General features: G+C 44.7%; 22 protein-coding genes. 12 read left to right on the forward strand and 10 right to left on the reverse strand.

Going from position 1 to position 24329, the window contains the following annotated elements; genetic code table 11:
- Positions 1-163 precede the first annotated feature (163 nt).
- The 5 genes from ffh to rplS all read left to right on the forward strand — a co-directional run bounded on the left by ffh (position 164) and on the right by rplS (position 3748).
- On the forward strand, positions 164-1546 hold the full coding sequence (gene ffh / locus L3V32_RS05900) for a signal recognition particle protein (protein ID WP_005385423.1): 1383 nt from the start codon (positions 164-166) through the stop codon (positions 1544-1546).
- A 209-nt stretch (positions 1547-1755) separates the two neighbouring features.
- Positions 1756-2004, forward strand: coding sequence for a 30S ribosomal protein S16 (gene rpsP / locus L3V32_RS05905; protein WP_005379962.1), 249 nt, complete (start codon positions 1756-1758; stop codon positions 2002-2004).
- Between the two features lie 29 nt (positions 2005-2033).
- Positions 2034-2582: a ribosome maturation factor RimM gene (gene rimM, locus L3V32_RS05910; protein WP_005379964.1), complete on the forward strand. Its 549-nt coding sequence runs from the start codon at positions 2034-2036 to the stop codon at positions 2580-2582.
- A gap of 27 nt (positions 2583-2609) precedes the next feature.
- A complete protein-coding gene (gene trmD, locus L3V32_RS05915; RefSeq protein WP_085342646.1) occupies positions 2610-3353 on the forward strand; it encodes a tRNA (guanosine(37)-N1)-methyltransferase TrmD in 744 nt (247 codons plus the stop codon).
- Positions 3354-3394: 41 nt separating this feature from the next.
- Positions 3395-3748, forward strand: coding sequence for a 50S ribosomal protein L19 (gene rplS / locus L3V32_RS05920; RefSeq protein WP_005379971.1), 354 nt, complete (start codon positions 3395-3397; stop codon positions 3746-3748).
- Positions 3749-4400: 652 nt separating this feature from the next.
- On the opposite strand, the gene yacG is transcribed toward rplS, so the two are convergent.
- From yacG to nadC, 8 genes are all read right to left on the reverse strand, one after another.
- Positions 4401-4595, reverse strand: a complete 195-nt coding sequence (gene yacG, locus L3V32_RS05925; protein WP_005396692.1) for a DNA gyrase inhibitor YacG — start codon at positions 4593-4595, stop codon at positions 4401-4403.
- A 158-nt stretch (positions 4596-4753) separates the two neighbouring features.
- Positions 4754-5494, reverse strand: a complete 741-nt coding sequence (gene zapD, locus L3V32_RS05930; protein WP_012841416.1) for a cell division protein ZapD — start codon at positions 5492-5494, stop codon at positions 4754-4756.
- A gap of 27 nt (positions 5495-5521) precedes the next feature.
- A complete protein-coding gene (gene coaE / locus L3V32_RS05935) occupies positions 5522-6136 on the reverse strand; it encodes a dephospho-CoA kinase (protein ID WP_047008979.1) in 615 nt (204 codons plus the stop codon).
- Positions 6137-7006, reverse strand: a complete 870-nt coding sequence (locus tag L3V32_RS05940) for an A24 family peptidase (RefSeq protein ID WP_012841418.1) — start codon at positions 7004-7006, stop codon at positions 6137-6139.
- A 64-nt stretch (positions 7007-7070) separates the two neighbouring features.
- Positions 7071-8294 (reverse strand): type II secretion system F family protein, encoded by a 1224-nt coding sequence (locus tag L3V32_RS05945; RefSeq protein WP_017635918.1) that lies wholly within the window; start codon positions 8292-8294, stop codon positions 7071-7073.
- A gap of 23 nt (positions 8295-8317) precedes the next feature.
- Complete coding sequence (gene pilB / locus L3V32_RS05950; RefSeq protein ID WP_237283971.1) at positions 8318-10003, reverse strand: type IV-A pilus assembly ATPase PilB; 1686 nt, start codon at positions 10001-10003, stop codon at positions 8318-8320.
- 2 nt (positions 10004-10005) lie between these two features.
- Positions 10006-10491, reverse strand: a complete 486-nt coding sequence (locus tag L3V32_RS05955) for a prepilin-type N-terminal cleavage/methylation domain-containing protein (RefSeq protein WP_025768185.1) — start codon at positions 10489-10491, stop codon at positions 10006-10008.
- A 262-nt stretch (positions 10492-10753) separates the two neighbouring features.
- Positions 10754-11641 carry a carboxylating nicotinate-nucleotide diphosphorylase gene (gene nadC / locus L3V32_RS05960; protein ID WP_237283972.1) on the reverse strand — a complete coding sequence of 296 codons (888 nt, stop codon included), beginning with the start codon at positions 11639-11641 and terminating at the stop codon, positions 10754-10756.
- 92 nt (positions 11642-11733) lie between these two features.
- Between nadC and ampD the strand changes: the two genes are divergently transcribed.
- The 5 genes from ampD to lpdA all read left to right on the forward strand — a co-directional run bounded on the left by ampD (position 11734) and on the right by lpdA (position 19777).
- A complete protein-coding gene (gene ampD, locus L3V32_RS05965) occupies positions 11734-12285 on the forward strand; it encodes a 1,6-anhydro-N-acetylmuramyl-L-alanine amidase AmpD (RefSeq protein WP_237283973.1) in 552 nt (183 codons plus the stop codon).
- A gap of 405 nt (positions 12286-12690) precedes the next feature.
- Positions 12691-13458 (forward strand): pyruvate dehydrogenase complex transcriptional repressor PdhR, encoded by a 768-nt coding sequence (gene pdhR, locus L3V32_RS05970; protein ID WP_005396680.1) that lies wholly within the window; start codon positions 12691-12693, stop codon positions 13456-13458.
- Between the two features lie 48 nt (positions 13459-13506).
- A complete protein-coding gene (aceE, locus tag L3V32_RS05975) occupies positions 13507-16170 on the forward strand; it encodes a pyruvate dehydrogenase (acetyl-transferring), homodimeric type (protein WP_005396679.1) in 2664 nt (887 codons plus the stop codon).
- 19 nt (positions 16171-16189) lie between these two features.
- A complete protein-coding gene (gene aceF / locus L3V32_RS05980) occupies positions 16190-18082 on the forward strand; it encodes a pyruvate dehydrogenase complex dihydrolipoyllysine-residue acetyltransferase (RefSeq protein ID WP_237283974.1) in 1893 nt (630 codons plus the stop codon).
- Between the two features lie 267 nt (positions 18083-18349).
- Positions 18350-19777, forward strand: coding sequence for a dihydrolipoyl dehydrogenase (gene lpdA / locus L3V32_RS05985; protein WP_005379993.1), 1428 nt, complete (start codon positions 18350-18352; stop codon positions 19775-19777).
- 145 nt (positions 19778-19922) lie between these two features.
- Here lpdA and opaR read toward each other — a convergent pair whose 3' ends face one another.
- Positions 19923-20537, reverse strand: coding sequence for a transcriptional regulator OpaR (gene opaR / locus L3V32_RS05990; RefSeq protein ID WP_031780576.1), 615 nt, complete (start codon positions 20535-20537; stop codon positions 19923-19925).
- A 318-nt stretch (positions 20538-20855) separates the two neighbouring features.
- Between opaR and hpt the strand changes: the two genes are divergently transcribed.
- Positions 20856-21386, forward strand: coding sequence for a hypoxanthine phosphoribosyltransferase (hpt, locus tag L3V32_RS05995; protein WP_005379995.1), 531 nt, complete (start codon positions 20856-20858; stop codon positions 21384-21386).
- Between the two features lie 76 nt (positions 21387-21462).
- On the opposite strand, the gene can is transcribed toward hpt, so the two are convergent.
- Positions 21463-22131 carry a carbonate dehydratase gene (gene can, locus L3V32_RS06000; RefSeq protein ID WP_005379996.1) on the reverse strand — a complete coding sequence of 223 codons (669 nt, stop codon included), beginning with the start codon at positions 22129-22131 and terminating at the stop codon, positions 21463-21465.
- Positions 22132-22408: 277 nt separating this feature from the next.
- Here can and L3V32_RS06005 point away from each other — a divergent pair, with 277 nt between their 5' ends.
- Entirely contained in the window at positions 22409-24079 is a 1671-nt protein-coding gene (locus tag L3V32_RS06005; protein ID WP_237283975.1) for a SulP family inorganic anion transporter, read from the forward strand.
- Positions 24080-24329: the final 250 nt, after the last annotated feature.

A 24329-nucleotide genomic window follows, 5' to 3' on the forward strand; every position in this document is an offset into this window, starting at 1 on the left:
CGTTATATCCGACATCAATCGTGAGAGATGAGATATTGAAATTAATAAGTTACCGCACCATATAGAAATAGAGACAAGAATAGAGCAGCGGTACGGGTATGACTCAGACCTTGGCTAATGTATACTCACACTAATTAATCGCCATTTTAGCGAAGAGACAAAGATGTTTGAGAATTTAACGGATCGATTATCCAAAACGCTGAAAAATATCAGTGGCAAAGGTCGTCTGACCGAAGACAACATTAAAGAGACCCTACGTGAAGTACGAATGGCCTTACTTGAAGCTGACGTTGCGCTTCCGGTTGTTCGTGAATTTGTTAACCGCGTTAAAGAAAAAGCGGTAGGTGTAGAAGTTTCTAAATCTCTGACTCCTGGTCAGGAATTTATCAAGATCGTTCAAACAGAACTTGAAGCCGTAATGGGTGAGTCGAATGAGGCGCTAAACCTTGCCGCTCAACCACCTGCTGTGCTTCTTATGGCAGGTCTACAAGGTGCGGGTAAAACCACATCGGTAGGTAAGCTATCTAAGCTTTTAAAAGAACGTGACAAGAAGAAAGTCTTGGTTGTGTCTGCCGACGTTTACCGCCCTGCGGCAATCAAGCAGCTTGAAACGCTGGCATCAGACATCGGTGTTGACTTCTTCCCATCATCACCAGACCAGAAGCCTATTGATATCGCCAATGCAGCGATTGACCATGCGAAGAAAAAATTCTACGACGTATTGATTGTCGATACCGCAGGTCGCTTGGCGATTGATGAAGAGATGATGGGGGAGATCAAAGATCTTCACGCAGCTATCAACCCAGTAGAAACGCTATTTGTTGTTGACGCTATGACGGGTCAAGACGCAGCAAATACAGCAAAAGCCTTTGGCGATGCGCTACCTCTTACCGGTGTAGTTCTAACTAAAGTTGATGGTGATGCTCGTGGTGGTGCGGCACTGTCAGTACGCCATGTAACGGGCAAACCAATCAAATTCTTGGGTGTCGGTGAAAAAACTGACGCGCTAGAACCGTTCCACCCTGATCGTGTTGCATCGCGTATTCTAGGTATGGGTGACGTACTGTCACTGATTGAAGACCTACAACGCAATGTTGACCAAGAAAAAGCAGAGAAACTAGCGAAGAAGTTCAAAGAGAAGAAAGGTTTCGACCTTGAAGATTTCCGTGAACAGCTAGGCCAGATGCAAAACATGGGCGGCATGATGGGCATGATGGATAAGCTTCCTGGCATGTCTCAGCTACCAGACAATGTGAAAGACAAAGTCGATGACAAGATGTTCAAGCAGATGGAAGCGATCATCAGCTCCATGACAATGAAAGAACGTCAACGCCCAGAGATTATCAAAGGCTCACGCAAGAAACGTATTGCGGCTGGTTCTGGTGTGCAGGTTCAAGACGTAAACCGCTTACTAAAACAGTTCACCCAAATGCAGAAGATGATGAAAAAGATGCAAAAAGGTGGCATGAAAGGCATGATGCGCAACATGCAAGGCATGATGGGCGGCATGGGTGGAGGCGGTGGCTTCAACCCATTTGGTCGTTAATTAATCGATCACGCATAGATTCAGGGTGTTAGGTACGTCACAAACTTTAAATTCAATTTATGTTGGTGAAAAAGTAACTAAACTCCTTGCATTGCTCCGGGAGAAGAGTAAAATTCCGGAGCTTTATTTTGGCACGAGACCCCAAACTATTTAATTTCTTGAATGGTTTTTGGGGTTAATTTTATTTTTGAGAAAGCAAAGAGGACGACATGGTAACCATTCGTTTGGCACGTCACGGCGCTAAAAAGCGTCCATTTTATCAAATCGTAGTAGCGGACAGCCGCAACGCTGCAACTGGCCGTTTCATCGAGAAAGTTGGTTTCTTCAACCCAACTGCTAAAGGTCAAGAAGAAGGTCTACGTCTAGACCTAGACCGCGTTAACCACTGGGTTGGTCAAGGCGCGTCTGTATCTGACCGCGTTGCTAAGCTAGTTAAAGACGCTCAAAAAGCGGCTTAATTTTTTACTTGAAAAGTAGAAACTAGTTTATGTCGATGAAAGGTAAAGAAACAATGAGCAACGAAAAGATTGTTGTAGGCAAGTTTGGTGCTACTTACGGCATTCGAGGTTGGCTTAAGGTTTTTTCCTACACAGACAATGCTGAAAGCATTTTCGATTACAGCCCTTGGTATATTAACCAAAAGGGCAAGTGGGTTGAGTACAAAGTAGAAAGCTGGAAGCGCCATAACAAAGGTATGGTGGCTAAGCTGGAAGGCATGGATGTTCGTGAAGACGCGCATCTAATGACGAACTTTGAAATTGCTATTGACCCTGCGGTACTGCCTGAATTGTCAGAAGATGAGTTCTACTGGCGCGAATTGTTTGGGATGCAAGTTGTAACCACTAAAGGTTACGATCTAGGTGTCGTTACTGACATGCTAGAAACTGGCTCAAACGATGTTCTGGTTGTTAAAGCAAATCTTAAAGATGCTTTCGGGCAGAAGGAACGATTAATCCCGTTCCTTGAAGAGCAAGTGATCATTAATGTTGATCGCGAAGCTCAACGGATCGAAGTTGACTGGGATCCTGGATTCTAATCTCCAAAATTACAGAGCGAGATAAACATGTGGGTTGGCGTTATTAGCCTTTTTCCAGAAATGTTCCGTTCTGTTACTGATTTTGGAGTAACAGGTCAAGCGGTTAAAAAAGGTCTTTTGTCGATTGAGACTTGGAATCCTAGAGATTTCACTCACGACAAACATCGCACAGTCGATGACCGACCTTACGGTGGTGGCCCTGGTATGTTAATGATGGTTCAGCCTTTGCGCGATGCCATTCATACCGCGAAAGCAGCCTCACCGGGCAAGACGAAAGTCATCTACCTTTCTCCTCAAGGTCGCAAGCTCGACCAGAAAGGAGTAGAAGAACTGGCAACAAATGAGAACTTGCTTCTGATTTGTGGTCGTTACGAAGGGATAGATGAGCGCATCATTCAATCTGAAGTCGACGAAGAATGGTCGATTGGTGATTTTGTGATGACGGGTGGTGAGATACCAGCCATGACGTTAATCGACTCTGTCTCTCGGTTTGTTCCGGGTGTACTAGGGGATTTCGCGTCAGCAGAAGAAGACTCTTTTGCAAATGGCTTGTTAGATTGCCCTCACTATACGCGTCCAGAAGTATTGGATGACAAAGAAGTACCAGCGGTACTGATGTCAGGCAATCACAAGGACATTCGTCAATGGCGACTAAAACAGTCGCTGGGCCGAACTTGGCTTAGAAGACCAGAGCTCCTGGAAAACCTAGCTCTGACTGACGAACAGGAACAATTACTTGCTGAGTTCATTAGTGAACATAACGCAAAGTAACCTAATTTATTTAGTATCAGTTTATTCTAGGAATTTAAAAAATGAGTAACATCATCAAAGCTCTTGAAGAAGAGCAAATGAAATCAGACCTACCTAAATTTGCACCAGGTGACACTGTTGTAGTTCAAGTTAAGGTAAAAGAAGGTGACCGTGAGCGTCTACAGGCTTTCGAAGGCGTTGTAATCGCAATCCGTAACCGTGGTCTACACTCTGCTTTCACTGTACGTAAAATCTCTAACGGTGAAGGTGTTGAGCGTACGTTCCAAACACACTCTCCAATCGTTGATAGCATCGAAGTTAAACGCCGTGGTGCAGTACGTCGTGCCAAGTTGTACTACCTACGTGAGCGTTCTGGTAAGTCTGCTCGTATCAAAGAGAAACTTGCTAAGAAGTAATGCTATAACTAGCGTTCTCATCTTAAACGGAGTCCTTTTAGGGCTCCGTTTTTTTATTTGTGTAATTAGCTTGCTCGTTTCTTTTCACCCGACCTGTACTGTCGATGCTCATGCACTGGCATACTCTCCACGCTTCCGCCTTGCTCGAATAAAAATAGCTTTGCTAGAAGTCAGAGTTGAAAAGAGGGGAATGAATACCGATTGCAGACCGCAATGGTTAAAATTCATCATTCTGGATAGCGACGAAGTAGCGGGATTCAGAATCTACTAGTCGAGAGCACTAGTGTTTAAGTTGTTAGCTTCATCCTTGCTGTGAGTAGATTTCTGATGTCGCTATGGCTCCTCGGAATGACGGGAAATGATGGTCAAAGATTACAGGGCACCGTGGTTAAATTCGTCATTCTGGACAGCGACGAAGGAGCGTGATTCAGAATCTACTAGCCGAGAATGCAAGTGTTTAAGTTGTTAGCTGCCCCCTTGCTGTGAATAGAGTCGTGATGTTGCGATAGTTCTTCGGAATGATGGGAGTACAGATGGTGGAGTTAAATTGTCCTTTCTGTATGTTGTAAGCCAAGTGCTCCGTATTCCATTGCCACTTCACTAGAGCCTAAAACCTAGGAGCCTAGGATATTCCCTTACCCTAGGCCTCAATTTAATACTGGTCTTCAGACCAGCCATCACTGTCGGACATATCGGGGGCGCCTGGGATGGTGTTTTCTTCATCTGCCCATTCACCAAAATCAATCATTTGGCATTGTTTACTGCAGAAAGGGCGATGAGGACTTTGTTCTCCCCATTCTACGTCGGCGCCACATTGTGGGCATTGAACGATGGTAATTTTAGACATAGTTGAGCGTCCCATTACTAATTGGTGTTAAAGGGTAGTATACCTAAATGAATTCAAGATGGCTTATTCAACGCGCTATTGCTGCTACGAAATTTTATCCAATATAAGCGCAATAAAGCGTTGAATTTTAGATTGTGGGGGTGAGGCTTAGTGTCGCCTTAACTGCACACAGCAAGTTCAAACTCAATATCTTGTGTGCACGCTTGACCGTTTTCAAACGACATAAACTTTATCGCAAAGCGGTTTTTATGGCCAGAAATCATAGGATAAACGCCATATTCCATTGGGATGTGGAGCCTTAGAATATTGGCTTCATCAGCGTCACTTTGGAAGAAACCCGCACGACCGATTTGAGCTTTGAAATGTCCGGTCTCTCTGGTGAGTTTCAACCATAGCGAAAGCGCATCAGATAAGGGCTTTAAGCTTACTTGCCACTGCTGTGCATCATGCTTTTTACGTTCAATGGGTAGGTGAAGCCAGTAATGTAACGCTGGCAAATCAAAACAGCATGAACCACCCGGTAGATTAAAGCGTTGGCGGATAGAGCTTAAGAAGCGATCTTCTTTTAGCGCTTGACCAAAACGCTCTGCACCCATCAGTTGGCTATGAACGACATCTATCTCTTGTAGTAGGGTATTTAATGCGTCTTGATCGACGCCATCAACATTTAGCCAATGGCGGTACGACAATCGTTGTTTCTCTAAATCTTTGGCCAGTTCACTTTTTAGCTGGATCTGTTCGAAGATTTCAACCATATCGAATAACGCACGGAAAAACAGTTGGTACTGGTGATTTTCGCTAAACCCAGAGGCCAAGTGAGCCTGACGCAGCAGAGACTCCACTCTTAGATAAATACGAGTTTTCTCATTTAACGGATGTTCAAATTTGTGCGTGGTCATCGACATAAGCCTTTGTGAGTTTCGTTCCTATTTTCGCAGATTTTTCTTACACATGGCTAGGTACTTTTCGTGCAAATCTGTGATTTGAAGCAAAAGATCTGGGTCACTTGGATTATTCTTAACCACATCGTCTGCAAGCGCGAGTCTTTGCTCTCTTGATGCTTGAGAGGCAAGGATAGCGCGAGCTTGTTCTTCACTCACATTGTCTCGTTTCATCGTGCGAGATATCTGTGTATTCGGTTCTACATCAACGACAAGAACTCGATCACACAAACTGTCTAGCTTGTTTTCTACGAGCAACGGCACCACAAGTAACGCATACTCTGAGGTGACTTGCTGCAAATCTTCGATCATCTTTTCACGAATTATCGGGTGCAACAGTGCGTTGAGCCATGCTTTTTCATCTGAGTTTGAAAAGATTTTCTCTCTCAGCTTTGCGCGATCTAAAGTTTGGTCTTCACGAACGATATCGTGACCAAAATGTTCAATAATCGCGTTTAGGCCGGGAGTGCCTGGCTCGACAACTTCTCTTGCTACAATGTCTGCATCGACGATATCGATTTTAAATTGTTGTTTGAACAGATTCGCGACGGTTGTTTTACCGCTAGCGATACCACCTGTTAAACCAATAACCAAAGCCATTTACACTCCTAGAACTGAAGTAAAGTACCAGTTTAAAATCTGGTCGCCCCAAATTAAGCTTATCCAACCAGCAATTGCTAAGTAAGGACCGAAAGGAAAAGCTTTTTCAATTCCCTGTTTTTGCAAGCGTAGTTGAATGATGCCAAATACGATGCCAACCACAGAAGAAAGTAGAATGATCATCGGCAGTGACTGCCAGCCCAGCCAAGCCCCTAGTGCTGCGAGTAGTTTAAAATCACCATATCCCATTCCTTCTTTACCGGTAAGTAACTTAAAGCCCCAGTAAACGGACCAGAGACATAGGTAACCAGCAATAGCACCAATGACAGAATCTTGTAGAGTAACAGGACTTATTTCGACTAATGCTAAGGCAATGCCAGCCCAAGTTAATGGTAATGTTAATTGGTCAGGTAACAACATAGTATCGAGATCGATAAATGTTGCGGCGATTAAGATAAAAGTGAAAAAGAGTAGGGCAACGGTAAAGTAACTAAAACCAAAGTGGTAAGCGACAAAGCCTGAGCAGAACGCAGTGAGCAGTTCAATCAGTGGATAGCGTGCGCTAATGGCTGTCTGACAGTTGTGGCATTTGCCTTTTAAAAGCAGCCAGCTAATCACAGGGATGTTGTCTCGAATACGTATCGGCGTTGCGCACTTCTGACAGGAGGAGCGTGGGACGCTCAAGGTCAGCACTTCTTTAGGAGGTTCTATTTTGTATTCAGGAAATGACTCGGCACATTCGCGTCGCCATTCTAGTTCCATGATTTTAGGTAGTCGATAAATAACCACATTGAGGAAGCTACCCACGATCAGACCGAAGATGGTGGCAAACACAACGAATAGCCAAGGGTAGTACTGGAATACTTCCATATTTGTCTCTTGAGCGATGAGTGAAATCAGCAAGATGCTGTTTTAAAGGAGTTAACAGCTCATTCTAGCCCAATACACTCATTAAGTTAAAGATTGGCAAGTACATTGCTGTCACTAATCCGCCAACAACGATGCCTAAAAAAACGATAATTAGCGGCTCTAGAATTTTACTAAGGTTGTCGACGGTGTTATCGACTTCAAACTCGTAGATCGTTGCAACTTTATTGAGCATATCGTCAAGTCGACCAGACTCTTCACCGATCATAACCATTTGTAACACTAATTCAGGGAACACGTTACAGTTACGCATGGCAACATACATTGGCATACCTGCGGCGGTATCACGGTAAACTTCTTCTATGGCGAGTTGATAGTGCAAGTTTCCTGATGTTTTTGATGTAGTTTTTAAACTGGTTAGAATTGGAATACCCGCTGTAAAGCTTGTGGCGAGTGTTCGACTAAATTTGGCGATAGCGGCTTTTGATAATACAGGGCCCAGAACAGGAAATTTAAGCACAGAGCGGTTGAGCATTAAGCGAAAAGAATCTGAACGCTTAGAGAGGATTCTCGCCGAGATGAATAAACTAATGGAGCCTAGTGCGATAAACGGACTCCAGTTTTGTGTCCAGGCGGAAAGATCTAATACTTGCCTGGTAAACCACGGTAAGTCAGCACCAAAACCAACAAACATTTTTTCAAACTCGGGAATGACTTTGGTGAGCATGATAAACGACACGCCTAACGCTACGAGCACTACCATCGCTGGGTAGATCAGTGCTTTGATCACTTTCGCACGGAGTTGTTCATTTTTTTCTCGGTAGGTGGCTAAGCGCTCGAACACTTCTGCTAAGTTACCGGATTGCTCACCTGTGGCGATAAGATCGGTATAGAGTGGGTCAAAGTGTTCACTTGCAGTGCGCATGGCTTTTGACATGGGCGTCCCCGCTTCAACGGCGCGTGTCACGCTCATCAAAATGGATTTCATCTCTGCTTTTTTGTGATTCTCTGATACCAATTTTAAAGCCTGAACCAAGGGCACACCGGTTATCAACATCGTCGAAATTTGGCGGGTAAACACCGTGATGTCTCTGCCTTTCACGCGATGGCTGAGTTTAGTGAGAAACGAGATACTGCTTTTCTTTAACTTCTTGATCTTGATGTGCTGTGCGTCTAGACGCTCGCGTACTTCAATTTCCGTCATCGCGAGGGTTTGTCCAGATGTCTTTTTGCCTGAACTGTTGATGCCTTTCCAGCGGAAGTTTTTAAGTTGTGGTGTAGTGCTTTTCATAGAGGTGATTGCTGATTAAAGGATTAAAAATAAAGTACGCGCTGTAGTTCACTAAAACTTGTGATCCCTTGTTTGAGTTTTTCTATGCCCGACATTTGTAACGTGCTCATACCATTTGCGATGGCGAGTTTTTCTAGTTCATGTACCGAGGCGCCTTTAATAAGCGCTTCGGAAAGAAATTCATCAAAGCGCATTACTTCATAAATCCCCGTTCGGCCGGAATAACCATGGGTACACTCATTGCATCCATCGGGATTGGCTTTAAAAATGTTGTCGCTTTCTTGAATTCCGAGATGTTGTAGCTGAACGGTAAGCTCTTGTGATTGTTTGCAGTGCGAGCACAGTTTACGGGCCAAGCGCTGGGCAATAATCAAACTAAGAGAGGAGGCCAAGTTAAAGCTTTCTACGCCCATGTTTGATAAACGAATCACCGTTTCAGCCGCAGAATTGGTATGTAAGGTTGAAAGTACTAAGTGACCGGTTTGCGATGCTTTTATGGCTATTTCCGCAGTGTCTAAGTCACGAATCTCACCGACCATTACTACATCGGGGTCTTGACGTAAGAAAGAGCGCAGGGCTTCGGCAAAACCAAAACCAATCTTAGGCTGAACTTGAACTTGGTTAATGCCCGATAAGTTAATTTCTACTGGGTCTTCTGCCGTGGAAATGTTGATTTCTGGTTTATTGAGAATACTCAGCCCAGTGTACAGAGAAACGGTTTTCCCGCTCCCAGTTGGGCCTGTCATTAGAATCATGCCTTGTGGGCGACGCAGCGCATCCAAGTACAATTGTTTTTGTTGTTCGCTATAACCAAGCTTGTCGATATCCAGTGACGCAGAGCTGCTGTCGAGCAGTCGTAATACAATTTTCTCTCCGAATAGAGTAGGTAGCGTGGATACACGCATATCAATTGCGGTGTCTTGATTCAACTTGAGCTTAATACGCCCGTCTTGCGGTAAACGTCGCTCTGCAATATCAAGCTTAGAGAGGATTTTGATACGAGCGGATAAGCGGCGACTTAAGTGGCTTGGTGGCTGCTGTGTTTCAATTAAGATGCCATCACAGCGTAGGCGAACGCGGTACATCTTTTCATAAGGCTCAAAGTGGATATCGGATGCGCCTTTGCGCACAGCGTCCAGCAGAATTTGGTTTATGTAACGGCTGACGGGCGACTCGTCTTGGCTCAAGTCTTCAATGTTGTCGATTTCATCTGCGCCCACGTCAACCAGACTGGCTAACTCTTCTTGGTTGATCTCTTTTAATCCAGACTTTTCTTGCCCAAGTGCTCGGCCATATAAGCGCCGAATCGCAGCGGTCAGCTCGCGAAAATCAGCGAGAACAAGCTCTACTTGCAACCCTGTCGCAAAACGAAAGTCATCTTCCGCTTGTAAGTTAGTTGGGTCTGCAACCGCGAGTGTTAATGTGGAAGATGTGCGATTGAGTGGCAAGGCATTATGTCGAGTGATCAGATCGCGCAAGCCAAGCTTTTGGCACAGCGACGAGTACTCATACTGACTGAGTGATGTGCAGGAAAGTCCAAAGATAGAGCTAAGGTGCTCAGTCAGCTCATGTGATTGGAAAAAGCCACAACTGAGCAAAGCCTCCGGCATCGAAATGCCAGAAGCTTTAGCTTGCTCAAGTAACGATTCTTCTTGGGAAAAAGACAGTATTCCCGCTTGACGAAGAACCGTTGAGAGGTTGGTTAGCATTACTAGTTAGTTGGGCAGAAATCTGCGTGGTTACCACCAGTAGAATTACATGTTACTCCCCATACCACTCCACTGTTACTTAAAGTTGGTGTTAAACGCACTTCAAAACCGGCTGGTAATCCACCTTTGCCATCAGTAGCATCAATAGTTGCGCTGATAAATGTGTCCGTATCAACTGTTCCTAGTGTTGTTTGCAATACAGAAGAGCTTATAGCAAACTTATCGTCACCAGTTGCCTTATCAAAAGTTTGTCCGTTAGGAACCCCACCAGTACCGTCCGTACAGTCCGTTTCAGAACTTAATAGACAGACACCCACGGCGGTTTTAAATGCATTCGACGCGTGTAACATCTCACTCGCGTGAGCTCGCTTTGTATAATTTTGGTATGCAGGAATTGCAAAAGCAGCCAAAACACCAATAATCGCCACCACAATCATCAATTCGATCAGAGTAAAACCCTGTTGTTTTTTCTGTTTACTGTTTTTCATTTTTAACCCTTTCCTAAAAATTAATAATGCTCTTGCATTAGCGAAAGATTATGGAGAGTTAAGGTGGGTTGAAAATGGGGAAGAGATGGGCTCTCGAGTGAGATAAAACTCTTTGGTAGAAAGTTGCATATTGCATGCAGAGTTTTGCGAGTAGTACTATTTTTTTAATGGATAAAAAGAAAGGGCCTATTGGCCCTTTTTAATGATGAATTACTCACAACTCACTGAGTTAGTTGAAGTAATTTAGATTGTGTTGCTTTTATTATTTGAAGCGCATCGAAAGATCCATCGCTTTTAGATGCTTAGTCAACGCGCCTATCGAAATGTAATCGACACCGGTTTCTGCGTATTCTGCGATGGTCTCTAGCGTAATGTTGCCGGAGTTTTCTAAAGCGGCACGACCTGCGTTAATCGCTACGGCTTCACGCATCATTTCTTTTGTGAAGTTATCTAGCATGATGATGTCGGCACCAGCGTTTATCGCTTGTTTCAACTCTTCTAAGCTTTCCGTTTCTACTTCTACCGGTTTGCCTGGGTTGAGCTCTTTCGCTTTTTGGATGGCTTGAGTGATGCCACCACAAGCAATAATGTGGTTTTCTTTAATAAGGTAAGCATCGAACACGCCGATGCGATGGTTAAAGCCACCACCGCATGTCACGGCGTATTTTAGTGCGCTACGCAGACCAGGAATGGTTTTGCGAGTGTCTAGTAGACGACACTCAGTATGCGCGATTTTTTCAGCGTACTCTGCGGTAACTGTTGCGCAGCCAGACAGCGTTTGGATGAAGTTCATTGCGTTACGCTCACCAGTTAACAAGTCACGAGCAGGGCCTGTCAGCGTACAAAGGGTTTGGTTAGGTTCGACTTTATCGCCGTCCTTTACGTGCCATTCAATGCTGACCTTACCACCGAGCTGTTTAAAAACTTCATCAGCCCATGCTTGACCACAGAACACCCCATGCTCACGAGTAATAATCGTTGCGGTATTAACCGCCTCGGCAGGGATCAAAGATGCAGTAATGTCGTTATCTGCGTCGACACTGCCACCTAGATCTTCTTTTAAGGTATCAGCGACAGAGCGAGTGATCTCTAAAGGGAGTTGTTGTTTAAGGTATTCTAGGCGTTCTTGAATGTTGTGTGTGTTCTTCATCGCAAATCTTGTCTTGAAAGGGAGATGGCAACGGATGATACTCTCCGGTGTCAATAATTTCAGCAGTTAATTTGCAAAGAAGAGAGGTTGATATGCGCCCAATTATCGAGAATGGCTGGCTGACACAGGCAAAGCATGTTCCGTCACCATTTTTTGATGCCCGCTCTGATATAAACGATATCTCTCTGCTGGTGGTACACAACATCAGTTTGCCTCCTGGGCAGTTTGGTGGACCATATATAGAGGACTTCTTCACTGGCAAGCTAGACTCAAATGCACATCCATTTTTTGAAGTTATTCACAAAATGGGCGTTTCTGCACATTGCTTGATTAAGAGAAACGGCGAGGTCGTTCAATTTGTTTCTTTTCTCGATAGAGCATGGCATGCCGGTCAATCCAGTTTCGCGGGCAGGGAGCGTTGTAATGACTATTCCATTGGTATCGAGCTTGAAGGGACAGAATTTACTGCCTACACAGAAGCGCAATATCAATCACTTGCAGAGATCACTGAGGTAATTATGCAGTCTTATCCCCACATCACCCTGCCACGAATTACCGGTCATCAATATATTGCGCCCTTGAGAAAAAGCGATCCTGGTCTAAGCTTTGATTGGGTGAAATATAGACAGCTTATACAGCGTTGATTTGTAGCGAAAGTGTAAATTCAAAAAAGCGAAATAAATAAGGCATACGATCAGGTATGCCTTTTTTTGATACCAGAAATATTAATGATTGTTAAAAGTTAACTACATTTTTACGCTCGTATACGCCATTTTGGTGAAGAAATAGACTGATAATTTTGTCATTTTCTGTATTTCTTTTCCAAAATTGCTAGCACGTCGACTTCCCATTTGTATGCTTTATGTAATTGGTCATACCAATTCTATTGCTGTTTTAACAGTCGATTGTTATCAGAGTGTTGGAAGTAAGCTCGTTCTATGATTTAGGTCAATTTTCGGCTGGACAGTGGCGTTTTAATTATGTTAATTTCTGCACCAACTTAAAATTGGTATTACCAATTACCTGCAAGAGTAGAAGAACAATAAATTATGGCTTATCAAAGGATTCGTCAGCCAAAACTCTCTGATGTTATCGAACAAGAGTTAGAAAGGTTGATAGTGGAAGGAACATTGTCTCCGGGGCAACAACTGCCTCCAGAGCGTGAACTGGCAAGACAGTTCGATGTGTCTCGTCCTTCAGTCCGAGAAGCCATTCAACGCTTAGAAGCGAAGCGTTTGTTAACTCGTCGCCAAGGTGGCGGAACATTCGTAAGTGAGAATATCTGGAAGAGCTTTTCAGATCCCTTGTTGAATTTGTTGTCTAGTCATTCTGAAACCCAGCTTGATGTGCTTGAGTCTCGTCATGCAATGGAAGGAATTTCAGCTTACTTTGCAGCTTTACGTGGTACCGAAGAAGATTTTGCGCGTATTCAAGGTTGCCTTGAGCGCATTAGCCAAGAGCAAGCAAACAACGATATCGAAGCTGAATCTGCGGAAGTGATGCAATTTTTGATCGCTTTGACAGAAGCCGCGCACAACGTGGTTTTGTTGCACATTGTTCGAAGCTTAGCACCTTTGCTTGAGCAAAATATTCTACAAAATTTTAAATTACTACGTCGCCGCCCAGAAGCGGTCGAGAAAGTCAGTAAACACCGAGCCAATATCGTGGATGCGATTGTTTCTGGTCAGCCTGAAAAGGCGCGAGAAATGTCCCACTCGCACTTGGCTTACATCGAAGAAACATTGTTGGATTTGACTCGAGAAGAGTCTCGACGAGAGCGTTCTCTACGTCGAATTCAGCAGGGTAATGACTCGTAAGAGCGTTACTTAAATAAGTAGATCCAACCAACAGAAGGATAGATCGCCATGTCTGATATGAAGCATGACGTAGATGCACTGGAAACTCAAGAATGGCTACAAGCGCTTGAGTCAGTTGTACGTGAAGAAGGTCTAGAGCGTGCTCAATTCCTATTAGAGCAAGTTCTAGATAAAGCACGTCTAGACGGTGTTGATATGCCAACAGGTATCACAACTAACTACATCAACACGATTCCTGCAGACCAAGAACCAGCATACCCAGGTGACACAACACTTGAGCGTCGTATTCGCTCAATTATTCGTTGGAACGCTATCATGATCGTTCTACGTGCATCTAAGAAAGACCTAGAGCTAGGCGGCCACATGGCGTCTTTCCAGTCTTCTGCTGCGTTCTACGAGACATGTTTCAACCACTTCTTCCGTGCGCCAAACGAGAAGGACGGTGGCGACCTAGTTTACTACCAAGGTCACATTTCACCAGGTATCTACTCACGTGCATTCGTTGAAGGTCGTCTAACTGAAGAGCAGCTAGACAACTTCCGTCAAGAAGTAGACGGCAAAGGTATTCCTTCATACCCGCACCCTAAACTGATGCCTGAATTCTGGCAGTTCCCGACAGTATCGATGGGCCTAGGTCCAATCGCTTCTATCTACCAAGCTCGTTTCCTTAAGTACCTAGAAGGCCGTGGTCTTAAAGATACTTCAGAGCAGCGCGTTTACGCGTTCCTAGGTGACGGTGAGATGGATGAGCCAGAATCACGTGGTGCTATCTCTTTCGCTGCGCGTGAGAAACTAGACAACCTATGCTTCCTAATCAACTGTAACCTACAGCGCCTAGATGGCCCTGTAATGGGTAACGGTAAGATCATTCAAGAACTTGAAGGTCTGTTCAAAGGTGCTGGTTGGAACGTAGTGAAGGTAATCTGGGGTAACAACTGGGATTCACTACTAGCTAAAGATACTTCTGGTAAGCTTCTACAGCTTATGAACGAAACGATCGATGGCGACTACCAAACATTCAAATCAAAAGATGGCGCGTACGTACGTGAGCACTTCTTTGGTAAGTACCCTGAGACAGCGGCACTTGTTGCTGACATGACTGATGACGAAATCTTCGCACTTAAGCGTGGTGGTCACGAGTCTTCTAAGCTATACGCGGCATACAAAAACGCGGCAGAAACTAAAGGTCGTCCAACAGTAATCCTAGCTAAGACTGTTAAAGGTTACGGCATGGGTGAAGCGGCTGAAGGTAAGAACATCGCGCACCAAGTTAAGAAGATGGACATGACTCACGTACTACACCTACGTGATCGTCTAGGTCTTCAAGACATCCTAACTGACGAAGCTGTGAAAGAACTTCCGTACCTGAAACTTGAAGAAGGTTCAAAAGAGTACGAATACCTACACGCTCGTCGTAAAGCGCTACACGGCTACACACCACAGCGTCTACCAAAATTCACTCAAGAATTCATCGTTCCTGAGCTAGAAGAATTCAAGCCACTACTAGAAGAACAGAAGCGTGATATCTCTTCTACTATGGCATTCGTACGTGCACTAAACGTTCTACTTAAGAACAAGAACATTGGTAAGAACATCGTTCCTATCATTGCTGACGAAGCGCGTACATTCGGTATGGAAGGTCTGTTCCGTCAAATCGGTATCTACAACCCGCACGGCCAAACTTACACACCAGAAGACCGTGGCGTTGTTTCTTACTACAAAGAAGCGACTTCAGGTCAGGTTCTACAAGAAGGTATCAACGAGCTAGGCGCTATGTCTTCATGGGTTGCTGCTGCGACTTCGTACTCGACAAACGATCTACCAATGATCCCGTTCTACATCTACTACTCAATGTTCGGCTTCCAACGTGTTGGCGACATGGCGTGGATGGCTGGTGACCAACAAGCACGTGGTTTCCTACTAGGTGCAACTGCGGGTCGTACAACGTTGAACGGTGAAGGTCTACAGCACGAAGACGGCCACTCGCACATTTTGGCGGGTACGGTTCCTAACTGTATTTCTTACGACCCAACATTCGCGTACGAAGTAGCAGTAATCATGCAAGACGGTATCCGTCGCATGTACGGTCCAGAACAAGAAAACGTGTTCTACTACCTAACGCTAATGAACGAAAACTACGCAATGCCAGCAATGCCAGAAGGCGCTGAAGAAGGCATCCGTAAAGGTATCTACAAGCTAGAAACTTACACGGGCGACAAAGCGAAAGTTCAGCTAATGAGCTCTGGTACTATCATGAATGAAGTACGTAAAGCAGCTCAAATCCTAAGCGAAGATTACGGTGTTGCTTCTGATGTTTACTCGGTAACGTCATTCAACGAACTAACTCGCGATGGCCAAGATGCAGAGCGTTTCAACATGCTTCACCCAGAAGCGGAAGCGAAAGTACCTTACATCCAAACAGTAATGGGTACTGAGCCTGCTATCGCAGCAACTGACTACATGAAGAACTACGCAGAGCAGGTTCGTGCATACATTCCTGCTGAATCTTTCAAAGTTCTTGGTACTGATGGCTTTGGTCGTTCAGACAGCCGTGAAAACCTACGTCGTCACTTCGAAGTGAACGCAGGTTACGTAGTAGTAGCAGCGCTAACTGAACTAGCGAAACGTGGCGAAGTTGAGAAATCTGTAGTTGCAGAAGCAATTAAGAAATTCGACATCGACACAGAGAAAACAAACCCGCTATACGCTTAATTAAGAAGGTAGATAAGAAATGGCAATCGAAATTAATGTACCAGACATCGGTGCGGATGAGGTTGAAGTTACTGAGATTCTTGTAAGCGTTGGCGACAAGGTTGAAGAAGAGCAGTCTCTGATCACAGTTGAAGGCGATAAAGCTTCTATGGAAGTTCCTGCTTCTCAAGCGGGTATCGTTAAAGAAATCAAAGTTGCAGAAGGCGACAAGGTTTCTACTGGTTCTCTAATCATGATTTTCGAAGCCGAGGGTGCAGCTGACGCTGCACCTGCTCCTGCGGCAGAAGCAGCTCCAGCAGCAGCTCCAGCTCCAGCAGCAGCGGCAGAACTAAAAGAAGTTCACGTACCAGACATCGGTGGTGATGAAGTTGAAGTTACTGAAATCATGGTTGCCGTTGGCGACAGCATCGAAGAAGAGCAATCTCTTCTAACTGTTGAAGGCGACAAAGCTTCTATGGAAGTTCCAGCGCCATTCGCAGGTACGCTAAAAGAGATCAAAGTTGCAGCTGGCGATAAAGTATCGACTGGCTCACTTATCATGGTATTCGAAACAGCAGGTTCAGGCGCTCCAGCAGCACCAGCGGCAGCTGAAACTCCTGCGGCAGCAGCTCCAGCAGCGTCTGCGGCAAAAGAAGTGAACGTTCCAGATATCGGCGGCGACGAAGTTGAAGTTACTGAGATCATGGTTGCCGTTGGCGACACAGTAGAAGAAGAGCAATCTCTAATCACTGTTGAAGGTGACAAAGCTTCTATGGAAGTTCCTGCACCATTCGCTGGTACAGTGAAAGAAATCAAGATTGCAGCTGGCGACAAAGTGTCTACTGGCTCACTAATCATGGTATTCGAAGTGGCGGGCGCAGCTCCAGCTCCTGCAGCGGCTCCAGCTCAAGCAGCAGCACCTGCAGCTCCAGCTCCTAAAGCAGAAGCTCCAGCGGCAGCAGCTCCAGCAGCGACTGGCGACTTCAAAGAGAACGACGAGTATGCTCACGCGTCTCCAGTTGTTCGTCGTCTAGCGCGTGAATTTGGCGTTAACCTTTCTAAGGTTAAAGGTTCTGGTCGTAAGAGCCGTATCCTAAAAGAAGACGTTCAAGCTTACGTGAAAGATGCGCTTAAGCGTCTTGAGTCTGGCGCAGGTGCAGCAGCATCTGGCAAAGGTGACGGCGCGGCTCTTGGTCTACTACCATGGCCAAAAGTGGACTTCAGCAAGTTTGGTGAGACAGAAGTTCAACCGCTATCTCGCATTAAGAAGATCTCTGGTGCAAACCTACACCGTAACTGGGTAATGATCCCGCACGTTACACAGTGGGATAACGCAGACATCACGGCTCTTGAAGCATTCCGTAAAGAGCAAAACGCGATTGAAGCGAAGAAAGACACTGGCATGAAGATCACTCCACTTGTGTTCATCATGAAAGCGGTAGCTAAAGCGCTTGAAGCGTTCCCAGCGTTCAACTCTTCTCTATCAGAAGACGGTGAGAGCCTAATTCTGAAGAAATACGTGAATGTTGGTATCGCGGTAGATACACCAAACGGTCTTGTTGTTCCGGTATTTAAAGACGTGAACAAGAAAGGCATCTACGAGCTATCTGAAGAGCTAATGGCTGTTTCTAAGAAAGCACGTGCAGGTAAGCTAACTGCTGCTGACATGCAAGGTGGCTGTTTCACTATCTCTAGCCTAGGCGGTATCGGCGGTACGGCGTTTACTCCAATCGTAAACGCGCCAGAAGTTGGTATCCTAGGTGTGTCTAAGTCAGAAATGAAACCGGTATGGAACGGTAAAGAGTTCGAACCGCGTCTACAACTTCCACTATCTCTATCATACGACCACCGTGTGATCGATGGTGCTGAAGGTGCGCGCTTCATCACTTACCTAAACTCATGTCTATCTGACATTCGTCGTCTAGTTCTGTAATAGAAATTAGATGAATGAGAGGCGGCAACTTAGCCGCCTCTGCTAATCATAATTACCGACAATTTGGTTATCAGCCTTGCTTCGTTCAGGGTTTTCACAATCGAATTGTTGTCTAGCTCACAGGCTAAATTGATTTACTTTTCACACCATTAACATCTCTGTAAACTGTTAGCGGTCTGAAAATAACTGTTTAAAACAAATCTCTCTTAAACATAAAAAATCGATACCCACTCAGCCTGTTAGGGATAATGACTACAAGAGGTCAAAATGAGCAAAGAAATTAAAGCCCAAGTTGTTGTACTTGGTTCTGGTCCTGCTGGTTACTCCGCTGCATTCCGTTGTGCGGACTTAGGTCTTGAAACTGTACTAGTTGAACGTTACAGCACGCTTGGCGGTGTATGTCTGAACGTGGGTTGTATCCCATCTAAAGCACTGCTTCACGTTTCTAAAGTAATTGAAGAAGCGAAAGCGATGGCTGACCACGGCGTTGTGTTCGGTGAGCCTCAAACAGACATCAGCAAAATCCGCATCTGGAAAGAAAAAGTTGTTAACCAACTAACTGGCGGCCTAAGCGGCATGGCTAAGATGCGTAACGTTACAGTAGTTAACGGTTACGGTAAGTTCACTGGCCCTAACTCTATCCTTGTAGAAGGCGAAGGTGAGCCAACAGTTGTTAACTTTGACAACGCAATCGTTGCGGCTGGTTCTCGTCCAATCAAACTGCCATTTATCCCGCATGAAGACCCACGTATTTGGGACTCTACTGACGCTCTTGAACTAAAAGAAGTGCCAGAAAAACTGCTTATCATGGGTGGTGGTATCATCGGTCTAGAAATGGGTACGGTTTACCACTCTCTAGGTTCTAAAGTTGAAGTTGTTGAAATGTTTGACCAGGTAATTCCTGCAGCAGACAAAGATATCGTGAAAGTATTTACTAAGCGTATCAAAGACAAGTTCAAGCTAATGCTAGAAACGAAAGTAACAGCAGTTGAAGCAAAAGAAGACGGTATCTACGTTTCAATGGAAGGCAAGAAAGCGCCAGCTGAAGCTGAGCGTTACGATGCGGTTCTAGTTGCTATCGGTCGTGTACCAAATGGTAAGCTAATCGACGGTGAAAAAGCGGGTCTAGAAATTGACGAGCGTGGCTTCATCAACGTTGATAAGCAAATGCGTACTAACGTTCCTCACATCTTCGCGATCGGTGATATCGTTGGTCAACCAATGCTTGCTCACAAAGGTGTGCATGAAGGTCACGTAGCTGCTGAAGTTATCTCTGGTAAGAAGCACTACTTCGACCCTAAAGTTATCCCTTCAATTGCGTACACTGAGCCAGAAGTAGCTTGGGTTGGTAAGACTGAAAAAGAAGCGAAAGAAGAAGGCATCAAGTACGAAGTGGCGACATTCCCATGGGCAGCATCAGGTCGTGCAATCGCATCTGACTGTGCAGACGGTATGACTAAGCTAATCTTCGACAAAGAAACTCACCGCGTAATCGGTGGTGCTATCGTTGGTACTAACGGTGGTGAACTACTTGGTGAAATCGGCCTTGCAATTGAGATGGGCTGTGATGCAGAAGATATCGCTCTGACTATCCACGCTCACCCAACTCTACATGAGTCTGTAGGTCTAGCTGCTGAAGTATTTGAAGGTTCAATCACTGACCTGCCAAACAAAAAAGCAGTTAAGAAGAAGTAAGCTTTTTCTGACTGAATGATAGAAACCGCTGCATTGCAGCGGTTTTTTTATGTTTGTTAGGTAGGAATATAAACGTGTGCTCGGCTGACAGCAGACAATAAAAAGCCCACCAAACGGTGGGCTGACATATATTGCGAGTTAAGCTTTAGTGTTCACGGTTGTAAATGCAGAGCATGTCTAAGTATGAACTAACAAGGTGCTTAAGTTCCGCTTCACTTTTTGCTCGGTTCGCTTGGACAAACAGTGAGTAACAAATACCGTGGAACAAGTTTGCCAAGTGTTCTGAATCGTGCTGGTCACACACTTCGCCACGTTCAATTGCTTTAATGAACATGTTTTGTACCAGTAACTGGTTAGTACGGTTAGTTGAAACAAACAATGGCCATACTTCATCACGTGTTGAAGCACTCCACTCGAACCAAACTTTTAGCCAGTGACAGTCTTGACTGACAAGCTCAATCATCGCGTTAGTGATATTGGCGATGTTTTCACGCGCGTGTAAGTCTAAGTCAATGTTATCCGATAGGAAGTTCGAGAACTGACGTACGACGTGGTTGAGTACTTCATCCACCAAGTCTTCACGAGTCGGGAAGTAGTTAAAAACGGTCGCCACAGAAACTTGAGCAATTTCTGCGATATCTGCGTGACCACCACGACCGATGCCGCGGCGCGCAAACACTTCCAATGCGATTTCCATTAACTGTTGCTTACGTTTGATCGGGGAAAGCCTAGTTCTAGGTCTCTTTGCAATTGAGTCCATATCCATTTTCCTTGCCATTTGAGTTGATATTGGGGGTAACCCCCTAATTGATTATTTTAATAGTTGCTTAAAGCAGTGATGAGTGTAATGGTGCATATCAACAAGGTCAACATCTGTAGAACAATTTATATACAGTAATGTCATTATTATTGATAAAATTAGCTATGAACTTTATAAAACTAAGACCTTCTTCCAAGATTTTTTGGCAACAGGATGTGACTTTCAACCCAATGAACGTGGTGATACACTACACGCCGTAAGATTAGGTGATCGTTTGCGTGCGACTTACCTCAACCCACAAATTAGATTGAGCACAGTATGAAACATACAATAGAAGTCATGATTTCTGAGCAAGAAGTTCAGGAACGAGTTCGTGAATTAGGCAAACAAATTACAGAGCGTTATCAAGGTAGTGAAGATCTTGTGTTGGTAGGCTTATTGCGTGGCTCATTTGTATTTATGGCAGACTTGGCACGTGCTATCGAACTGACTCACCAAGTTGATTTTATGACAGCGTCAAGCTACGGCAACACAATGGAAAGTTCACGTGACGTTCGTATCTTGAAAGATTTGGATGATGACATCAAAGGCAAAGACATTTTGCTTGTTGAAGACATCATTGATACTGGTAACACACTAAATAAAATCCGTGAGATCTTATCGCTGCGTGAGCCGAAGTCTATCGCGATTTGTACGCTCCTAGATAAACCATCTCGTCGTGAAGTGAATGTTCCTGTGGATTGGATTGGTTTTGAAATCCCAGATGAGTTTGTCGTTGGTGTGGGTATTGATTACGCGCAGAAATACCGCCACTTACCATACATCGGTAAAGTTGTACCTCAAGAATAATCATTGAGAGCAGCATTAAAAATATAAAAAACGCCCATCTCAGATGGGCGTTTTTTGTTCAACTCTTAGATGTAGCTTAGCGACAAAGCAGCTTGTTGTCTGTATTTAGAATCGTCGAAAGGGCTTTCTGATAAGACGCTTCTACGGTTTCCTTAGAGTTAGAACGAATGCCTAAGTACTCTAAACGACCATCTTCAATGCCGTATACCACGCCATGAATTTCAACATCTTGCCCACGCTCCCAAGCGTTTTGCAGGATGGTTGAGTTACCCAAGTTGTACACTTGCTCTGCAACATTAAGCTCACCTAGTTTATCCGCTCGATCTTGCTGCGGCATTTGATCTAGGTAAGTGCGGTGTTTGAAATAGATATCTCTTATATGTAACAGCCAATTATTAATAAGACCTAGCTTAGGGTTATCAATGGCAGCGTTTACGCCACCACAGCCATAGTGTCCACAGACAATGATGTGCTTAACCTTAAGAACGTCTACGGCGTATTGAACGACGGACAGACAGTTGAGATCAGTATGGATGACTTGGTTTGCAACATTCCGATGAACGAATAGTTCACCCGAGTATAGTCCGGTTAGTCGCTCGGCAGGGACACGGCTATCAGAACAGCCAATCCAAAGAAAATCGGGCTTTTGACCCTCTGCGAGTTTTGCGAAGTATTCAGGTCGATCAGATTTGATCTCTTGAGACCATTTTGAATTATTTTCAAATAACTGTTTAATTTCCGGCATCTTGCAAACTACTTCCCTTAAAAGACAAAAGCGCTGCCGCTTATATGAACATGCAAGCGATCAGTGTTGTAACTATACACAATGTTACAATTTCGATCTCGTTAAATATTCGTCAGACAGGACTCATCTGACTAGTTTTCATCAATAAAAACGTAAAATTAGGCCTAATTATTTGTGGTGTGAATTTAGCCTTAATCTATTTATGGTTTAAATTTTCGCCTGGCTCGTTAAAGTAATGACATTTTACTTTTTAAAATTGAATGCAGGGAAATCAGCAGTGTTCGGTAGTCGTTTTGAAGATATTAATTTCAAAGGGGATGTATTTGGCGGGGTAACCACAGCGATTATCTCTCTTCCTTTGGCGTTAGCGTTCGGTGTTGCATCCGGTGCAGGGGCAGAAGCAGGCCTCTGGGGCGCAATAATGGTCGGTCTGTTTGCTTCGTTGTTTGGTGGTTCTAATACGTTAATATCAGAACCAACAGGGCCAATGACGGTAATCATGACCGCTGTATTAACCAGTATGATGGCGAAGTATCCAGAAACGGGCATGGCCATGACCTTCACGGTTGTTATGATGGCTGGCGCGTTCCAAATCCTATTAGGGACGTTAAAACTGGGTAAATACGTTACCTTGATGCCATATAGCGTGATTTCGGGCTTTATGTCAGGGATTGGCGTGATTCTTATCATTTTGCAGCTATCACCTTTGATGGGGCATGCTGCTCCTTCTGGAGGAGTGCTCGGAACATTATCTGCTTTGCCGGACACCATTTCTAACCTTAAGTTCAGTGAACTGTTTTTAGGTCTACTGACTTTGGGGATTCTCTTTTTCTTCCCTAAGCAATATCGAAAATACGTACCAGCGCAACTCGTGGCGTTGGTTGCGGTGACTTTGTTGTCTGTGATGTTCTTCGATACGGAAGACATTCGTCGTATCGGTGAAATCCCGGCAGGATTGCCTTCTCTCGTTGCACCTCATATTGATCCAGATATGTTTGTTGAGATGGTTATTGATGCGCTGGTGCTCGGCACCTTAGGTTGTATCGATACTTTGTTGACGGCGGTTATCGGTGACTCCTTGACTCGTAAAGAGCACGACTCAGACAAAGAACTGCGAGGCCAAGGTCTTGCCAACATGATCTCAGGCTTGTTCGGTGCACTACCTGGCGCGGGCGCAACGATGGGCACTGTGACTAACATTCAAGTTGGGGCTCGTTCGCCATTGTCCGGTGTGATTCGTGCACTTATGCTTGCATTGGTCGTATTGGTTGCTGGTGGATTAACGGAGCCGATCCCAATGGCTGTGTTGGCTGGCATTGCAGTATATGTCGGCTTTAACATTTTGGATTGGAGTTTTATTCAACGAGCACACAAGGTTAGCTTTTCCGGAATGGCGGTAATGTATGGCGTTATGTTGCTCACAGTGTTTGTTGATCTTATCATTGCCGTGGGCTTGGGCGTCTTTATTTCCAACATTATTATCATTGAGCGTCTGAGCCGAGAACAGGCGAGGCAAGTGAAAGCGATCAGTGACGCGGATGAAGACGATGTGCCGCTAACTGACAGCGAGCGTGGCTTGCTTGATCGCGCCAATGGCAAAGTACTGTTCTTTTATCTTTCGGGTCCAATGATCTTCAGTGTTTCTAAGGCAATTTCACGCCAGCACTCCAGTATTTCGGATTATGATGTGATGATTCTCGATCTTACCGATGTACCTATGATTGATGTTACTGTCGGTTTAGCGTTAGAAAACGCGATTAAAGATGCGCTCGATGCTAATTGTGCCGTGTATTTGTTGTGTCCAAATGAGCGCACGCGAGAACAGCTAGAAAAGTTCCACGTTATTGATCTTGTCCCGAATGACAATATGTACCAATTCCGTTATGAAGCATTAAATGCGGCGGTAGCTCATGTCGAGGCGGACCAGTATCAGCGTATAACGGCGTAATCACTCTGATCGTTAAAAACGCAACAGCGCTCTGTTGCGTTTTTTATTCCCTAACTTTTCCTTACTTGTAGATAACCTTTACGTTGATAGGGACTATATTTCCAATATTATCGAAAGGTTTAATTGTAATCATCGTTATTCAACGATAAACTGATGGACCTCCAGTACAATACCCAAGGCGATTTCGTAGTAAACCGCTGATAAACATCGAGTCGGTATTAGTAATCACAAACAAACGGCAATCACGACC

The organism is Vibrio sp. J2-4, assembly GCF_021728155.1.
In the GTDB taxonomy this organism is placed as follows: Bacteria; Pseudomonadota; Gammaproteobacteria; order Enterobacterales; family Vibrionaceae; genus Vibrio; species Vibrio diabolicus.